The following is a 16,787-nucleotide window of genomic DNA, read 5'->3' on the forward strand; positions in this document are numbered from 1 at the left end:
CGAGGCCCCGGCTTCACTTCCGCGGTCGCACGCCGCGAATGGCCTGGGCTTCGTAGGGGTTTTCGGGCCAATAGTGTTTGGGGTAGCGCGACCGCAGTTCCTTGCGCACCTCGGCGTAGCCACCGTCCCAGAAACTCTTCAGGTCGCTGGTGATTTGGACCGGACGTCGGTTTGGCCCGAGCAAATGGCACAGCAGGGCGACGCGACCCCTTGCGATCCGGGGCGTTTCGGCCATGCCGAACATCTCCTGAATTCGGGCGGCCAACACGGGCGTGCCCGCCGGATCCTGAGCGGGTTCGTAGTCGATGATCACGGAACTGCCCGAGGGGACCTGCCAACGCTCGGGCACTTCGCGGTCCAGCAATTGTCGTTGTTGCCAGCTCAAGGGCGCCAGCAGGTGAACCTGCCAGTCCATTTTGCGCAGCGCTTCGAAGTTCTTTTTACCGAAACACAGGGTCGGCAGCATGGCCCGCAATCCCGAATCGGTGTAATCGGGCCAACCTTCTTCCGGGAGGTGGCGGGCCGCGAAGCGCAGGCGGGTGAGGAGGCGACGTGCCTTGGGGTCCGGTTGAAACACGCGCTCGAAGTGTTGGGCGGCCGCCTCGGCGAGCGCGGTCGACATCGCTTCCGCGTCGACGGCCACGCCCTGCTTCTCGTCCAGTACCAATCCGCCCAGCACCGTCTGACGCACGCCTCGCACGGCTTGGCGTTGGGCATCGAAGACGGCGCTCTCGCGGGTTTCGGTGGGCAGCAGCGTCCGGGCCGTCGCCAGGGTGATCGGTACGATCTGATCGGCTTTGCCGGCCGTGCGATCGGTGCCGCGCTCCGATAGTCTGACCGCAATGAAGAGGTCGAACGAAGACCCGTGCTTCGGCGGGGTGAAGGCGATGCCCCGTCCTCCCACCATGCGGCCCAGGCCCTGACCGACCACGCGGCAGATCCGATCGGGAAAACCGGCGAGCAGCAGGGCGGCCCATTCCTCGCTTCCCATCGATCGTGGATTTCCCGGAGGGGCGGTCTTGCCGTGGGTCAGGGATGCCGCCTGCCGCAGGAGTTGTCGCTCGATGTCGCGTAGGCGTCGGCAAGCGCGTTCGGTGCCGGGGTCGAGACGGGCCTTACCCTCGCGCCAGTCGGCGTACAGTTCCATTTGTTCGCTCAGTTCGGCCGACTCGCGCAGTGGCCGTTCACCCAAAAGGGCGCAGAGCGATGCGGCCTCGCCGAGCCGGTTGCGGGCAATGCCCTCCAGCAGGATGGCGCCGAGCCGGGGGTGGAGCGGAAGGCCGGCCAGGCGGCGTCCCTTGTCGGTTTGGCGACCATCGTCACCCAAGGCGCCCAGCAGGCGAAGCGTGTTGGAGGCGCGGTTCAGCACGGCCTCCGGCGGGCGCTCGAAAAAGGGAAAATCGTCCAAGTCGGGACCGTGGAAATCGATCACCTGGAGCAGGGTGGAGGCCAGGTCGATACGGCTCATTTCCGGCTCGTCGTTTTCGCTCAGCATCTGGTGCAGTGCATCGTCCCAAAGGCGGATGACCCGACCCGGTCGCTGACGTCCGGCGCGGCCCGCGCGCTGTTTGGCGCTCGCGCGGCTGATGCGCACCAGATCGAGGTGGTCGATGCCCGTACCCACGTGGTGGAACATCTGTTTTTGGTACCCGCTGTCGATGACCGCGCTGACGCCCTCGATGGTCAGGGAGGTTTCGGCGATGTTGGTGGAGAGGATGATGCGGCGCTCTCGGGAAGGGCGCAATGCGGCGTCCTGTTCACTGCTGGAGAGCGACCCGTGCAACGGCACCAGCTTCGCCGGCCAAGATTTTTGGTCCAGGTGGCGTTTGACGCGGTTGATCTCGGGTGCGCCTGGCAGAAAGATCAGCACGTGGCCGCCGTCGTCCTCGGGATCGGCGAACAGTGCATTCAGCGCGCCTTCGCAGGCCGGACCGAAATCGCGAGGCGTGGTGGTGGGATGGTGGTGAATCGTCAGGGGATAGGTTCGGCCCTCGGCGGTGATGATTGGGCAGTTGGACAGGAAACGAGAGACGGGTTCGGTTTGCAGGGTCGCCGACATGACGACCAATTTCAGGTCGTCGCGCACGGCGGACAACTCGCGCAAAAAGGCCAGCGACAGATCGGTGTGGACCGAGCGTTCGTGAAATTCGTCCAGGATGACCGCATTGACGCCTTCCAACAGGGCGTCCTGCAGGAGCCGCCGCGTGAGGATGCCCTCGGTCACCACCAGGATTCGCGTCTTGGCCGAGGCCTTGCGCTCGAATCGGATTTGATACCCCACGGTATCGCCGAGGCGATCGCCAACTTGCGCGGCAAGGGTCCGGGCACAGGCGCGCGCCGCCACCCGCCGCGGTTGCAGCATCATCAGCAGGCCGTCCCCCAGCACACCCGATTTCAAGAGGAACGGCGGCACCCGTGTCGTCTTGCCGGAACCCGTCGGGGCCTGCAACACCGCTGCGGATCCCTCACGCAGCGCCTTTGCCAATTGCGGCAGCACGCGGTCGACGGGTAGATGTTCCGGAAACGACATCGTTGGCCTCGGTTGGGGATTTCAAACGGGGGCCGCGCTAATCGCGACGCAACCGAAAGTAACTGGTATAGGCCACCTTGGTGGCGACCCAATAGGGGAAATGGGTCAGCTTCCCGAGCAGGCTCTCGGGGAGGTCGAACGTTTTCGGTTCTTTCAGTTCGTGGTCCACTTGAAAACCGGCGTCGCCCAGCAAGTGCTTGAACTCCTCGTGATCCCAGTGATAAGTGTGCGGCGTGTCGAAAAAGAGGAAACGTTTGATCCAAGAAGTAAAGGTATGGACGTATACGCGCAGGCTCCCGCCGGGCTTGAGGACGCGACGGATCTCGGAGAGCACGGCCGGTGCGTCGGAGACGTGATCGAGCACGTTGAAGCAGATCACGTGGTCCAGGGCGCCGTCCACGAAGGGCAACTTCTCCGCGGAGAGCCCGGCGATCGGCATGGGAGACAGGCCCTCGCTGCACTCGATCAGGTTCTCGCGGGCGTAGACTTCGGCCAGGGGATCGACGCCGAACGGCTGCATGTCCTCGGGCCGGCAAAAATTCAGGACCGACACCGGTCCACATCCCACGTCCAGGACCTTGCCGGTGGGCAGCGCACCGCCGGTCTTCTCCACCACTTCCTGCCAGAAGGCTTCCAACGAGATGTGTTTGTAAAGCGTGTTTTGCCGCCAGGTGCGCCAAAATTGGGCCTCGGCGGCTTGGGCCTTGCGCCAACGCTTGCCGAATCGAGGTTGCGGCAGATCGCTGGTGAACTCCGCGTAGACGATGGGATCGGCCAGTGAATCCTGGCGGAAATGCTCCAGCGGGCCCTTGCCTCCGGGGATGGCAAGCAGGCCGGTTTGCTGCCAGGCGTTCAAGTTGGATCCGGCGAAGACGGGGAAGGAGGAGGTCGGAGGATGGGTGGCAGCCAAGTTCAAGGGAGTGAATCCTTTGTGATCTGGTGAAGCGGAGGGTTGGCGAACGAACCCCGATCGGGAGTATAGCGCCAAATGGGGCCCAGGTCATCTCGGGATTGATCCCGGGCGTGGCAGGGTTTTGCCCTGTGAACGCCCAACCGGTTTCCGAATCGGGGGCTCGGGAAGAGGATGGGCATTCGCGCTGGGGCCGTCGTTCGTCAGGCCGGCGGGAAGGGCCGCGGAATCAGGCGGTTCTGTCTCCCCTGGCGTGATTCATTCCACGTTCGTCGCGGACGTCCACCATTTCGCCGGGGTTCGGTGCTAAGGTACCCGAATCCCAAACTCGGATCTCCCCGGCCTCGGCTCGAAACGGTTTCTCCACACGGGTCTTCGTGCCCGGGCAACACCCGCATGGGGGAGGGGCGACGCCGCGTTCGAACCGAATTGGGACATCTATTATTAATAGGAGATCGAGCCATGGGCTCCCGGCCAATCATGTCCTTCCCTTTGATGCTGACGCTTTCCTTCGCTTTTGTCTTCGGTGCCTCGCCGGGCACATCTTCCCTTCCAGAAATGGATCCGCCGCTTCCCATCGAGGGAAGAAGCGACGTCGGCTTGCACCCTCACGGCCAGAGGCGTTTTCTCCCGGCAGCCCGAGGCACGCCTTCACCGGTGTACACCCCGCCCATCGGCATTCCCGATCCCGATTGGGGGGCCTTTCATCCCATCACCGTCGACACGCCTTCGCTTCCCTCGGATTGGTCTCAGGCCGTCGATGGGTATTTCTACATCCAACCCTCCCATCCCGGATCCACCGATACCGATAACCCATTCGGGACTCCCACGCGACCGCGCTCGACGATTCCGCGGAACATTCCGGCCGGCGGGGTGGTCGTGCTCTCAGGCTCTTTCGACGACAATGTCAGCCGCACGATCACGGCTCAGGGGACCGCCGACAATCCCTGCTGGATCACGGGCTTGAACGAAGCCGAAGCGCCCACCGTGATCGGCAGCCTGGTCCTGCTCGATACCACCTACACCGTGGTGGAACACCTGGATTTCAACGGGGGCGACGGTAACTGCATCACCATCAGGGGCATGAACTCTCACCACGTCGCCGTACGTCACAACCGGTTTCGCAACCGAGTGCGCATCAGCACCACCGCGGCGCTCGCATCCGTTCCGGATTTGGGCGGCGCACTCCACGACATCGTGATCTACGACAACGAGTTTCGTGAACTGGGGGATGTGGATACGGTGGAGGATCTCGATTTTCACGCCTATGCGCCGACACTGTGGGGTCGGGACGCGACCACGACCCAGCACCACCTGTGGTTCTTGTCGAATACCTGTCATCGCGTCAGTGGGGACTGTATGCAGGTCAACGCCGGCAATTGGACCGACAGCTATCGGTACCTACACCATATCTATGCAGGGCGAAACACGGCTTCCGAAAACCGTCAGAGCGCCATCTGGGTCAAGCAGGCGTCGGACGTGATCGTTTCCCAGAACCACGCCTACGACATGCACGGAGGCGGGGGCGGCAATGCCGGCAGCGGTTTCGGCGGGCAGTATGAAAAGGACAACGTCTGGTTCCTGTTCAACAGTGTCCACGATTCGGTATATGGATTCCGCCAGTCGGATACCGGCACCGGCGCCTTGGACGGCCAAATCTACTACATCGGTAACCTGATTTTCGATATCAGGCCCAATCCGGACCAAATGGACGACTATGACGATGCCAACTCCTGGAGCCAAGGAACGGGCATCGCCCTTTGGCACGGCAACAGCGATCGGTACGTCGTCGACAATACCCTCTACAACGTTTTCGACGGCATCAATGCGATCTTCGACGGCGGCCTGGAGATTTCCGGCAACATCATCAGCATGATCGACGATCGCCCCCGCAGTGTGATGCTCTCACTGGAGCATCCCCTGCGAAACGGCCACGCGACCTTCGATCGCAACCTGTTTTTTGACGACATGGGTTTGCGATTCTGGTTGTGGCCGGAAGGCGGCGGCTCCGCGGCACCCACCGATGTGCCGGGCGTGATCGCGGCAACGGGCCAGTGCCAGGACTGTATCGAAGGCGACCCGCGCTTCACGGGTGTCGAACGCGGTGACTATTCACTTCGAGCGGACTCCCCTGCGATCGGTGAAAACGTCAAACACCCGGCGTATGATCTTTTCCAAGCCCGCTACGGTATCGATATCTTCGTCGATTACCTGGGACGGCCTCGCGATCCCGAATCGCACGCACTGGGCGCGTTCGAGTTTCTGCCCAGTTGCCAGGGCCAGTGGCAATTCTGGAAAAGCCAAGGCGAGGTGCCGGCCAGTTTGGATCTGGACGCCAACGGTGTGGTCGACATACGCGATTTTCTGATGCAGATCGGCTCCTGTACAGCGACCCGGTAGGGTGTCCAGAGCGGTCGACTGGGGACCTTTGTCGCCGGGAAAACCGCCTTGGGGGGCGCCTCAGAAAACCTTGCTCACCTGCACGTCCAGGGTGAAGTCGACCGCGGGGCCGTTGCCCGTCAGATCTTCCATGAACCCGATCTGCATCGCCCACCCGCCTGACAGCGAGCCGGCCCATCCCACACTGAAATTGATGGCGGCATCGTCCAGGTTGTCGAGCCCCGTATCGCGAAAGAGCTGACTACCCAGATCGAGCTGGGCGATCAGGGCGTGGCGCACCCGAAAGGTGCGTTCCAAGGCGAAGGAGCCGAAGATTCCGTTTTGCCGCATCTGGGCCTGCAAGTCCGCGTGCGGGTCGATGTGGGCCCAGGCCAGCATGCCGTGTATGTGGTACTTTTCAAAGGATTTGGAAAATATACCTTCCAGGCTGACATCGGTGCCGTCGCCGCCCTGATTCGACGCGCCCCAGGGGAGCTTGACGGCGGTCTTGAAGCTCAGGTCGAAGCCCCGTTCCCGTTGGTGGATGGCCTGGTATTTGGCGAAGATCACCGGCTCGCCGAAAGCGAAGCGCCGTTTGCCGGTCTGGTAGGACGGAGCCTGGTCCCGAGGCCCGAACAGGAAGGAGAACGCGTCGTTGGGCACTTCGTCGCGGTTGTCGTTGGGCAGCCCGAACAGGCCGTGGTATTCCTGAATGAAGTGGTCGAGAAAGCCGCCGGAAGTACTTCGCCAGATCAACTGGGTGCCGACCTCGAATCGCGTGCCCAACCCGCGGCGCACGTTGAGATACTGGGTCATCAGTTCGAAATCCAGATTCTGGATGTGGGTCTCGCTGGTTTCGCGCTCGAAGATGTTCGAATAGCTGGTTCCCAGGTCCAGGCGCCATCGACCCGGGCCGATCGTCGGTGCGGCCTCGGCGCGAGGCGTATAGGTCAGCGTGTACAGTGGATTGATTTCCGCCAGCCGCAAGGGCCCTTTGGGGGAAGCGGTTTCGCCCGCCTCGACCATACCGATGAGCGATAATGAGGTCACGCAAATCAAGGTCTTCAACCCCATGTCCCATAGTGTTTTGGAAACCGGCAAGACGCCTCCCTTCGGTGATCTTCGGCTTCGCACGCGGGGCCGCGAAGTCGTATCTGCGCATCATAGCCGAAATGCGGGGCCGATCGCGTATCGAGTACGTGGGAGACAACATCAACAGGACGGAGGGACCTGGATCGAGACTCTCCTTGCGACGGGACAGGGAAGGCGCATGGCGGGCTTGGCGGTGGGCACACAGCCGGAGCCGAAGTCGTGTAGGGCGGTCTTTGAGGTTTCTTTAAGTATGTTTTGGTCGAAAAATAAGGGTGTTTTGCTAAAAATATCGACTAATTGAGATAGAGTCTCAATATGTTACAAGTTATGTGCCGAATCCGTGACATCGTCGTCCAAGACAGGCGCCGTAATCACCCGTTTTACCCCAAATATGCCTATATAGGACGATTTCAGTCTTAATTACATAATTCGAAAAAAACTTGACTCGTCTTCTAAGTATCTGGTTTTTATATATTTGATGAGGCGGATTGGCGTGTGAACTTTTTGTGAACAAGGTGAACAAGAATTAACGCCCGAGATCCCGATCTTGACCCTCTCATAGTGTAGATTTATAGACACGGCGACGATGTACTCTCTAGTAATTCGCGCAATCGGGATAGGATTCATGACTTACTCACTCCACATCATCGGCACCAACTTCAAAAAGGCTCCCCTTGAACAGGTCGCTCGTGTCCAATGGCCGGATCGTGAATTCATCAGTGCCTTTCTGAAGCACGCCCGCGCCGTCCTGGGCCTGGACGAGATCTTTTTTTTACAGACCTGTAATCGCCGCGAGTTTTACATCTACGCTCCGGCGGTCCATGGAGCCGATCGCGAGTTCTGCAGTCTTTTTCTCAACGAGGTCGGCCGCTCGATGGGCCGGCACCTCGATCCCGCCGATTTTTACCATTTCCGCGACGACGAAGCCGTTCACCACCTGTTTCGCGTGGCCAGCTCGCTGGACTCGATGGTCCTGGGTGAGACCGAAATCATCAAACAACTGAAAGATCAGTCGACCGCGGGCATGAATCACGGTCACGTGGGTAAACGCCTGAATGCGCTGATCAATATCGCCCAGCGGGTTTCCAAGCAGGTCCGTCACCGTACCGACATCACCAAGAACGTGGTGTCCATGGCGTCGCTGGCGCTTCGCAACGTGACCCGGCACGTGGAACGCCGCAGCCACAAGCGCGTAGTGTTCGTCGGTGCCGGCCATTTCATCACCAGCATCCTGCCCACCTTCTGCAAGGCCACGTCGCTGGAACTGATCTTCGTCAACCGTACCCTGCCGACGAAGTTGGCCGAAACCTACGGCGGCACGGCCATGACCCTGGAAGCGTTTCTCGAGCAGCCGGTTCCTTTCGAAGCGATGGTCACCGCGACCGGTGCGTCACACGCCCTGTTCACGGCCGAATGGTTCGAGCGCCACAATCCCGAGGCGCTGATTCTGGATGCGGCCCTGCCGCGCGACGTGGACGCCAGCGTGGGTGAGATGGAACATATTCAGTACCTCGACCTGGCCGAAATGGAAGACATCCTGGCCGTCAACCGCGCGGCGCGCGAGGCCGAGATCCCCAAAGCCCAGCCGTTGTTCGAGGAAGGGCTGCAAAAGCTGGAACAACGCTGGTTGGAATTCGAGTTGGCGACCTACAACCAGGCTATTTCCAAGCACTACCGCGACACCGGTGAAAAGGCGCTTTCGCACCTGATGAAAGAACAACTCGCGGATCTCAGCGACGAGCAGGCCGAAGCCATTCGGGACTGGACCGAGAGCCTGGTCGGCAAATTGACCAACATCCCGATTTTGGGTCTCAAGGGTGTCGCCCGCGAAATCGGTCCCGAGGCCATCGAGGCCTACACCCGCCAGGTGGGTGCGAACTCAAATCTGTTCAAATCGCAGGCATCATGATTCGAATTGGAACGCGTGGAAGTAAATTGGCTCTGGTCCAAGCCGAATGGGCCGCCGATCAACTTCGTCGAAACGGCCACGAGGCCGAGATCATCGTGATCAAGACCAAGGGCGACGTCATCAAAGACCGCTTCGACAAAATGGAAGGCAAAGGTTTCTTTACCGCTGAAATCGAAGCGGCCCTTCTCCAGGACGAAATCGATCTGGCGGTTCACTGCCTCAAGGATCTTCCCACCGAAAATCCATCGGGCTTGAAGATCGTGGCGATTCCCGAGCGCGAGGATCCGCGCGACTGCCTGGTCAGTGCCCGGGCTCTGGCGTTTTCCGAGGATGGTGTGCCGCAGCTCGACGGGTTGACCGTCGGCACCAGTTCCAATCGCCGCGTCGCGGGTTTGGCGGCCTGGTGCCCCGAGGCGACCTTCGTCCCCATTCGCGGCAACGTGCCGACGCGCATCGCCAAGATGGAAGCCGGTGAAGCCGATGTGGTGGTGCTGGCCCAGGCGGGGCTGAACCGCTTGGCTCTCCAACGCGACGATCTCTTCTTCTATCCGCTGACCCAGGACGTGCTCGTGCCCGCGCCGGGACAGGGGGCGCTCGCCCTTCAGACGCGTGCCTCGTTCGATACCGATTTGTCGTTTTTCCACCACGAAGAGACGGCCCGCTGTGCCGACGCCGAGCGTCGCGTGCTGCGTTCCCTCGGTGGCGGTTGCCAGACGCCCTTGGGAGCCTGGGTCGGAAAAGTGGATGCAGGCTATCGGGTCAAAGTGTTTCTCGGACCTCAGGGTGAGTCTCAAACCCCGATTCGCCTCGACCTGACGGGACCCGATCCCGAAACCGCGGTGGAAGCCGCTTGTCGCAACCTGGCAGAAAGTCGTGAATGAAGTTCTATTTCACCCAGATCGATCCGCCCGACCCCGACATCGTGGCGAGGCTGGCTGAAAAAGGCTGGCAGGCCGTTCATTTGCCCTTTCGTCGGGTGGTGTTGGCACCCCCGGCTCCCGAACTGCGGTGGTCCGATTTCGATCTGTTGGTGATCTCTTCCAAGCAGGGTGCCCGTTGGTTGGCGCGCTACGGCGACCTCGACCTGCCGCCGATCGCCGCCGTGGGCGGCAGTACCCATCGACTTCTCGGTCGCTGGTGCGGAAATCTCCCGTTCGCGACCGATCCACCCGTCCATGCGGCCGACCTGGTGGACCGTGTGCGACAGAGGTTCCCGAACCTCGGCACCCGGATCCTGTTTCTTCACGGAGCCGTTCATCGACCGGACATTCCCGAGGGTTTGGCCGGCTACCACGTTTCGTCGCTGCAGGTCTACCATACCGAGAATCTTTCGCAAGATTTTCCCCCCATTGATCATAGCGGCGTGGTATATTTCCAGGCACCTTCAACCGCGTTGGATTACCACTCCATCTACAGGCAGCCTCCTCGGAGAATCGCGGTCATCGGTCCTACGACGGCAAAAGCCGTCAAGCAACTCGGCTGGCATATCGATTTTCAACCGGCCCGACCGGAAGCGTCATACATGGTGGAGGCACTTCCTTCTCCCGATTCCTGGGAGGTCGGCGACAGCCCTGAACGGAACACACGATTCGAACATCGCGGATCGGAAACATCAAGACGCAGCGAGGAAAACGGCAATAAATGAAGACATCGCAGGCTCTTTACGAAAAAGCGGTCGCAGTTCTGCCCGCCGGGGTCAATTCACCGGTACGCGCATTTCGTTCCGTCGGGGGTACTCCGATTTTCATGGAACGCGGTGAGGGTGCCTATCTGGTAGATGTCGATGGCAACCGCTATCTGGATTTTTGTGGCTCCTGGGGTCCCCTGGTTTTGGGACATCGCCACCCGCGCGTCACCGCGGCCATCGAAGATGTCGTCTCACGCGGCTGGACCTTCGGCACGCCCGTCGCCGAAGAAGTGGCCCTGGCCGAAATGGTGGTGGACAAGCTGCGCGCCGTGGAAATGGTTCGTTTCGTCAACAGCGGAACCGAGGCCGTCATGTCGGCGATCCGCCTGGCGCGAGGATGCACGGGTCGCGATCGCGTTTTGAAGTTTCGCGGCTGTTATCACGGCCACGTGGATTACCTGTTGGTGGATGCCGGCAGCGGTTTGGCGACGTTCGGCACGGCCAGTTCGGCCGGTGTACCCGAGGCGTTCGCCCGTTTGACGGCGACCATGCCGCTGAACGATCCCGCCGGCCTGGCCCAGTTGTTCGAGTCGTTGGGCGGCGAATTGGCCGCGGTGGTGATCGAGGGCGTTCCCGCCAACAACGGCCTTTTGGTGCAGACGCCCGAATACGTGGCCCAATTGCGCGAACTCTGCGATCGATACGGTTGCCTGTTGATCTTCGACGAAGTCCTCTCCGGATTCCGCATGCCCAAGGTCATGGCCTACGAGCAATACGGCGTCTCGCCCGACCTGATCACCATGGGCAAGGTCATCGGTGGCGGCATGCCGGTCGGGGCCTATGGCGGTCGCGCCGAGATCATGCAGCGCATCGCGCCGTTGGGCGATGTCTACCAGGCGGGAACCCTTTCCGGCAATCCGGTGGCCATGGCCGCGGGTTACGCCACCCTTCGCGAATATTACGAGTCCGACGTACCCGGCCGCATCGAAGAGCTGGGCGGCCATTTGGATCGCGGCATGCAGGATGCGCTGAGTTCCGTCGCCGAGATGGGCTACCTCCGCCAGGGTTCGCTGTTCTGGCTCTATTTCCATCGCGACGAAGCGCCGCGTGCCGCGGAGGACATCTCCGGCCAGGGTGCCGAAGTCTACGCACGCCTGCACCGATTTATGTTGGAACATTCCATTTATCTCGCCCCCTCTTCCTACGAGGTTGGGTTCCTCAACACCGCGATGACCGAAGCCGATCTGGATCGCTTCGTCGAGGTGCTGCGGGCGGCCGTTAAGGAGGGCCTGGTCCAATGATGTTTATCGACGCCTGTTACCGAAAACCCACGCCGCGTCCGCCGGTTTGGATCATGCGCCAAGCGGGTCGCTACCTTCCCGAGTACCGGGAGATTCGCGCCAAGCACAGCTTCCTCGAGATGTGCGGCCAACCCGAGGTGGTTCGTGAAGTGACCCTGCAGCCCATTCGGCGTTTCGACATGGATGCGGCGATCATCTTCTCGGATATCCTTCTGCCGTTGACGCCGATGGGCCTGCAGTTGCGGTTCGCCCAGGGCGAGGGACCGGTGATCGACAACCCGATCACGACCGAAGCCGACGTCGCCGCACTGCGCGATCCCGACTTCTCCAAGGAAATGGACTTTTTGGCCGAAGCGCTCAAGATCACCCGCGCCGAACTGTCGAAGGACAAAGCGCTGCTCGGTTTTTGCGGGGCCCCGTTCACCCTGGCCTGCTACGCGATCCAGGGCCACGGCGGCGGCAATTTCGACTACGTGCGTCGCTGGATCTACAGCAACCAGGCGACCTTCCGCGCCCTGATGAAAAAGTTCACCCTCATGACGGTGGAATACCTGAAGATGCAGGTCGCGGCCGGTGCCAATGCCGTCCAGATCTTCGATTCCTGGGGCGGCGCCCTTTCCGCCTACGACTACCTCCAGTTCGTGTTCCCCTACGTCAAGAAGATCATCGAGCGCACGAGCATGTTGGGCGTGCCCCGCATTCTGTTCGTCAAGAACGCGTCCCACTTCCGCAGTTTCCTGCGTACCTCCGAAGCGGAGGTCATCGGTCTCGACTGGACCATGCCGATGGAAGAGTCGCGCAACATCCTGGGTGAGGACTATGCGATCCAGGGCAACCTGGATCCGATGATCCTCTTCGCCGACAAGGATTACGTGGTGAGACGCACCAAGGCGATGTTGGAAGTCAATTACGGAAAACCGGGGTACATCGCGAACCTGGGCCACGGGATTCACAAGGAGACGCCCATCGAACACGTGGCGGCCTTCGTCGAGACCGTGAAAACCTTCGATCACGCGACCGGGCCAGACTTCTGAGTCTCGCGGGGGGCTTCCCCGAGAGGCCCGTCTCCACCTCGGTCAACCCTCGTTCAAAGGAATCTCGCCATGGCCTTTTTTGTGTTCAAGTCCCTGCATTTGATCGCGATGGTTACCTGGTTTGCGGGCATTTTCTACATGTTTCGGCTATTCGTCTACCACGCCGAAAACAAGGATGACGCGAGTCGCGCCGAATTGCTGAAAATCATGGCGCGCAAGCTCTACAAAATCATCACCGTGCCCGGGATGGTGGCCACCTTCGTGTTCGGTATCGCGATGTTGGTGATCAATCCCGAGATTCTCCGCCAACCCTGGATGCACATCAAGCTCACACTGGTCCTGGTGCTGGGGGGCTACACGTTCTTCGTGGGGCGGACTCGCCGTCGTTTCGAGAACGACGATGTCTATCTCACTTCCAAACAATGTCGCATGCTCAACGAAGTGCCGACGTTGCTCCTCTTCGCCATCGTGTTCGTGGCCGTTTTCCGCTTTTACATGATGGGCTCCGTCCAGGGGTGAGGACCGTCTACACGGGAGGTTCGTCGTGAACCCAACGATCGAGGACTCTTCGGATCGAATGCCCCAGTGGTGCGAGCTTCTCGACGCGGTTTCTCCGGCGCTCGAGAAACTCGGCGTGACCGAGAGCAAGCGTGCCGGGCTGGTGTCGTACCTGACCCGATTGTGGGCCGAGAACCAGCGGATCAATCTGTTCAGTCGCAAAATGACGCCCGAACGCCTGATCGAGGATCACCTGTTGGACAGCCTGCTCGGGCTTTCGTCACTGCCGCGGGTAGAGGTCGTGGCCGATTTGGGTACCGGTGGCGGGTTCCCGGCGATCCCATTGGCGCTTTGCCGACCCAGGACGCGCTTTCTGCTCTACGAGAAGAGCCCGCTCAAGTGCCGTTTCCTGGCGAGCTTGGCGGATCTGCAGCTTCAGATCGAGGTGGTCGGGCCCCTGCCGGCCGACGGTAGCCTGCCCCGTGAAGTCGACCTGGTCACGGCGCGCGCCTTCAAACCGATCGCCGTCATCCTGGAGCTGACACGCGAATACCGGCGGCGCAACGGCGCCTACATGCTCTACAAGGCGAGACGCGCCAAGATCGACGAGGAGCTCGCGGCGGTCAGGGGTAATTGCCAGGCGCGGATTCAGGCCCTGGAACCGATCGGTGAGGCCGAGGAACGTCACCTGGTATGGCTTTGAGGGCCGCGACCCTTCGATTCACAGATCCAGGTATTCGAGTACGGCCAGGATGAGCTGTTCCTCGTTGGCCGTTTTTTGGGGCGGCAACGGGTGATCCGGAATCACCGGGTCATTTTCCAGGCGCCTGCCGCCGAACGTGACCAGATCCGAAACCGGCACCTGGACGCGGAAGCCGTGCGGCAGGCTGAAGGTCATGCTGGGCAGGACCAGGCCTTGGGTGGGGCTGCCGATCACCACCCCGCGTTGATGTTCCTGGACCACCGCCGCGAAAATCTCCGCGCTGCTGGCGGTCCAGTGATCGACCAGAACCACGACCGGAACCGAGGGGTAGGACCGGTACCGACCCGCTTTGTGAAGCCGCCCCAAGGGTTGATCGCGGCTGAACCGCTGTTTGAGGAACCCGGAAACGTCCTCCGGAACCTGACGCGGCTTGAGGCCGGCCTCGTTCAGATGATGGGCGCGAATTTCGTGGAACAGCGGCGTGCCCGATGGAAACAACAGCGACAACAAATGCTTCAGGTGGTCGATGTCCCCGCCCGGATTCGAGCGCATGTCGAGCATCAGGACACGCGCCGTGTCGGCCGATTCGAACAGTTTGGCCACTTTCTTGGGGTGATAGATGCCGCTGTCGAAGCTGGGAATGCGAATCAGGAGAAGGTCGCCGTTCAGAATGCGCGCCGGTTCCAGTTCCTCCTGGCGGAACAGGGCGTCGCGAATCTCGGCTTGGCGCGGCTTTTCGCGATGCATCCACATGAATTCGCGGTTCTTCCCGGTGCGCGTCAAGACATCCGCGGGATCGTCCACGTCCTGGTGATCCACGGAGAGAATGAGATCGCCCGGGCGAAGACCCGCCTGGTCGGCCGGTGAATCGGGCACGACCCAGGTGACCAGCAGGCCCTTTTCCTGGGGCATCGGGAACAATCCAATGCCGTATTTGGTGCCCTGGCGTTTCCGGCGCATCTGGCGCTTTGTCTTCAATTTCAAATGAGAGATGCCGAACTCCGCCAGCGCCTGGTTGACCACCGACAGGAATTCCTGTTCGTCCTGTGCGGCACGGATCCGGTCGCGGTACTTGTCCACGTGATCGGACCAGCGGCGGAAGTCCACACCCAGAGCGAACCCTTCCTTGACGAGAATCTCACCCAGCCGGTCCAAAATCACACGCCGGTGGTCTTTGGGAGGTGCCTTCTCCAGCGCCCGGACCGGCATCGGTGCCAGAAACGCCGCGAGGATCAGGAACACCAAACCCACGACGATCGAATGGTGCCGCTGCGTTTCCTTTGATCCGGTTGTTGCCGGGCATGGGAAGTCATGGCGAAGCATCGGTGGACCTTGGTGTTGAAAAATTGGTTCTTGTAACTATTGTATCGAATTTTATGTCCAATTGGCGAGTCAGGAGCACCACAGATCCCGGGAAATTGACCGTGAAGGGCCCCGAATTCGCCCGATTTTTAGCTACCTTTCATTGCTGCCGGCGTTTTCGCGAACCGCAGGGCCCGCTCCTTCCACGTAAGGGGTGATTGTTTCTCGCCCTTCTTAACTGAATGGTTTATTTGATCTTTGCGATTTTTTCAGTGGATTGCAACTTCTCGGAATGGGTTGACATAAGCGCAATTGCTGGAATAGGATCGTTTAGAAGTGTTTCAATTTTTATCAACCGAATTTTTGCCCTGGGGACGACTGCTGACGGTGTCGGATCTCGGGATGTTCCAACGAACGGTGATTCCAAAGGGAGGTATCGATGTCCGAACCCTTTTTGGCCGAGGTACGCATTGTCGGCTTCAACTTCGCTCCGCGAGGTTGGGCCTTTTGTGACGGTCAAATATTGCCCATCAACCAGAATCAGTCCCTGTACTCGCTGCTGGGGACCACCTACGGTGGCGACGGCCGCACGTCCTTCGCCCTGCCGGACCTGCGTGGGCGAACACCGATCCACGTCGGTCGTTCCAACGGTGGGGCCGACCACACGCTTGGATCGAAGAGCGGAGAGGAGACCCACACCCTTTCCGGCGCGGAGATGCCCCAACACATCCACACGATCAAGGCGAGTAACGATGCGGCGAACACGGTTCCCTCGAGTTCTAGCCTGCTGGGCAACGTGCCCAACCGGATTTATGCCGATTTGGACCCGTCCCGCCTGGCTACGCTCCATTCCGGAACGATCGCGAGCGTGGGCGGAGGGCAGGCGCACAATAACATGCAACCCTATCTGGCCATTAATTTCTGCATTGCCCTTCAGGGCTTGTTCCCTTCGCGGAATTAGGACGAAAAAGGAGGACGTTTCATGTCAGAACCCTTTGTTGGAGAAGTGCGCATGTTCGCCGGGAACTTCGCCCCGCGGGGCTGGGCGTTTTGCGATGGCCAACTTTTGGCGGTTTCCCAGAACGACGCCTTGTTTTCCCTGTTGGGCACCATCTACGGCGGTGATGGCCGCACGACCTTCGGGCTGCCGGACCTGCGCGGCCGGATACCCATTCACGCCGGTTCCGGACCGGGTTTGTCGCCGCGGAGGTTGGGCGCCAAGGCCGGCTCCGAAAATGAAACCTTGACGGTGAACCAACTACCCAGCCACACCCATGACTTTCGAGCCACCACGTTGTTTGCCGATACGGCCAGCCCCCAGGGGAAGGTGATGGCGGAATCGGCGACGCTGGACATTTACAACGCCGAGATACCGGAAGTCAGTCTGAATTCGGGTGCCATCACCAATGTGGGTGGCAGTAGATCCCATACCAACCTGATGCCGTTCCTGTGCATCAACTTCATCATTGCCCTGGTTGGCATTTACCCGTCACGTCACTAAG

General features: G+C 60.7%; 14 protein-coding genes. 10 read left to right on the forward strand and 4 right to left on the reverse strand.

Annotated features, from left to right (window positions below; all coding sequences use genetic code 11):
* Window positions 1–13 precede the first annotated feature (13 nt).
* Together hrpB and J3U87_RS16590 are read right to left on the reverse strand one after the other, a co-directional pair.
* Window positions 14–2,530: an ATP-dependent helicase HrpB gene (gene hrpB, locus J3U87_RS16585; protein ID WP_237384169.1), complete on the reverse strand. Its 2,517-nt coding sequence runs from the start codon at window positions 2,528–2,530 to the stop codon at window positions 14–16.
* Between the two features lie 37 nt (window positions 2,531–2,567).
* Entirely contained in the window at window positions 2,568–3,446 is an 879-nt protein-coding gene (locus tag J3U87_RS16590) for a class I SAM-dependent methyltransferase (RefSeq protein WP_237384170.1), read from the reverse strand.
* A gap of 456 nt (window positions 3,447–3,902) precedes the next feature.
* On the opposite strand from J3U87_RS16590, the gene J3U87_RS16595 reads away from it, so the two are divergent.
* Window positions 3,903–5,840 (forward strand): hypothetical protein, encoded by a 1,938-nt coding sequence (locus J3U87_RS16595; RefSeq protein WP_237384171.1) that lies wholly within the window; start codon window positions 3,903–3,905, stop codon window positions 5,838–5,840.
* A 60-nt stretch (window positions 5,841–5,900) separates the two neighbouring features.
* Here J3U87_RS16595 and J3U87_RS16600 read toward each other — a convergent pair whose 3' ends face one another.
* Window positions 5,901–6,920 (reverse strand): DUF3187 family protein, encoded by a 1,020-nt coding sequence (locus tag J3U87_RS16600; RefSeq protein ID WP_237384172.1) that lies wholly within the window; start codon window positions 6,918–6,920, stop codon window positions 5,901–5,903.
* A gap of 616 nt (window positions 6,921–7,536) precedes the next feature.
* On the opposite strand from J3U87_RS16600, the gene hemA reads away from it, so the two are divergent.
* From hemA to J3U87_RS16635, 7 genes are all read left to right on the forward strand, one after another.
* Window positions 7,537–8,820, forward strand: a complete 1,284-nt coding sequence (gene hemA, locus J3U87_RS16605; protein WP_237384173.1) for a glutamyl-tRNA reductase — start codon at window positions 7,537–7,539, stop codon at window positions 8,818–8,820.
* Window positions 8,817–9,701 (forward strand): hydroxymethylbilane synthase, encoded by an 885-nt coding sequence (gene hemC, locus J3U87_RS16610; protein WP_237384174.1) that lies wholly within the window; start codon window positions 8,817–8,819, stop codon window positions 9,699–9,701. Before hemA ends, hemC begins: the two co-directional genes overlap by 4 nt.
* The gene (locus J3U87_RS16615) at window positions 9,698–10,465 is read left to right on the forward strand and encodes a uroporphyrinogen-III synthase (RefSeq protein WP_237384175.1); all 768 of its coding nucleotides are present in this window, start codon (window positions 9,698–9,700) and stop codon (window positions 10,463–10,465) included. The genes hemC and J3U87_RS16615 overlap by 4 nt, the downstream gene beginning before the upstream one ends.
* Window positions 10,462–11,748 (forward strand): glutamate-1-semialdehyde 2,1-aminomutase, encoded by a 1,287-nt coding sequence (gene hemL, locus J3U87_RS16620; protein WP_237384176.1) that lies wholly within the window; start codon window positions 10,462–10,464, stop codon window positions 11,746–11,748. The genes J3U87_RS16615 and hemL overlap by 4 nt, the downstream gene beginning before the upstream one ends.
* Window positions 11,745–12,782 (forward strand): uroporphyrinogen decarboxylase, encoded by a 1,038-nt coding sequence (gene hemE, locus J3U87_RS16625; protein WP_237384177.1) that lies wholly within the window; start codon window positions 11,745–11,747, stop codon window positions 12,780–12,782. Before hemL ends, hemE begins: the two co-directional genes overlap by 4 nt.
* Before the next feature lie 69 nt (window positions 12,783–12,851).
* Window positions 12,852–13,301, forward strand: coding sequence for a protoporphyrinogen oxidase HemJ (hemJ, locus tag J3U87_RS16630; RefSeq protein WP_237384178.1), 450 nt, complete (start codon window positions 12,852–12,854; stop codon window positions 13,299–13,301).
* Between the two features lie 25 nt (window positions 13,302–13,326).
* Window positions 13,327–13,983: a 16S rRNA (guanine(527)-N(7))-methyltransferase RsmG gene (locus tag J3U87_RS16635; RefSeq protein ID WP_237384179.1), complete on the forward strand. Its 657-nt coding sequence runs from the start codon at window positions 13,327–13,329 to the stop codon at window positions 13,981–13,983.
* Between the two features lie 18 nt (window positions 13,984–14,001).
* Here the strand turns inward: J3U87_RS16635 and J3U87_RS16640 are convergent, their stop codons facing one another.
* The gene (locus tag J3U87_RS16640; RefSeq protein ID WP_237384180.1) at window positions 14,002–15,225 is read right to left on the reverse strand and encodes a S41 family peptidase; all 1,224 of its coding nucleotides are present in this window, start codon (window positions 15,223–15,225) and stop codon (window positions 14,002–14,004) included.
* A gap of 499 nt (window positions 15,226–15,724) precedes the next feature.
* Here J3U87_RS16640 and J3U87_RS16645 point away from each other — a divergent pair, with 499 nt between their 5' ends.
* Together J3U87_RS16645 and J3U87_RS16650 are read left to right on the forward strand one after the other, a co-directional pair.
* Window positions 15,725–16,246: a phage tail protein gene (locus J3U87_RS16645; protein ID WP_237384181.1), complete on the forward strand. Its 522-nt coding sequence runs from the start codon at window positions 15,725–15,727 to the stop codon at window positions 16,244–16,246.
* 21 nt (window positions 16,247–16,267) lie between these two features.
* Entirely contained in the window at window positions 16,268–16,786 is a 519-nt protein-coding gene (locus tag J3U87_RS16650) for a phage tail protein (RefSeq protein WP_237384182.1), read from the forward strand.
* Window position 16,787 lies beyond the last annotated feature (1 nt).

It is taken from the genome of Sulfidibacter corallicola, from assembly GCF_017498545.1.
Taxonomy (GTDB): Bacteria; Acidobacteriota; Holophagae; order Acanthopleuribacterales; family Acanthopleuribacteraceae; genus Sulfidibacter; species Sulfidibacter corallicola.

Bases quoted from the DNA above. Each gene is read 5' to 3' on its own strand.
- J3U87_RS16615 (WP_237384175.1), top strand. From the start codon at position 9,698: ATGAAGTTCTATTTCACCCAGATCGATCCGCCCGACCCCGACATCGTG.
- hemE (WP_237384177.1), top strand. From the start codon at position 11,745: ATGATGTTTATCGACGCCTGTTACCGAAAACCCACGCCGCGTCCGCCG.
- J3U87_RS16650 (WP_237384182.1), top strand. From the start codon at position 16,268: ATGTCAGAACCCTTTGTTGGAGAAGTGCGCATGTTCGCCGGGAACTTC.
- hemJ (WP_237384178.1), top strand. From the start codon at position 12,852: ATGGCCTTTTTTGTGTTCAAGTCCCTGCATTTGATCGCGATGGTTACC.
- hemL (WP_237384176.1), top strand. From the start codon at position 10,462: ATGAAGACATCGCAGGCTCTTTACGAAAAAGCGGTCGCAGTTCTGCCC.
- hrpB (WP_237384169.1), bottom strand. From the start codon at position 2,530: ATGTCGTTTCCGGAACATCTACCCGTCGACCGCGTGCTGCCGCAATTG.
- hemA (WP_237384173.1), top strand. From the start codon at position 7,537: ATGACTTACTCACTCCACATCATCGGCACCAACTTCAAAAAGGCTCCC.
- hemC (WP_237384174.1), top strand. From the start codon at position 8,817: ATGATTCGAATTGGAACGCGTGGAAGTAAATTGGCTCTGGTCCAAGCC.
- J3U87_RS16645 (WP_237384181.1), top strand. From the start codon at position 15,725: ATGTCCGAACCCTTTTTGGCCGAGGTACGCATTGTCGGCTTCAACTTC.
- J3U87_RS16595 (WP_237384171.1), top strand. From the start codon at position 3,903: ATGGGCTCCCGGCCAATCATGTCCTTCCCTTTGATGCTGACGCTTTCC.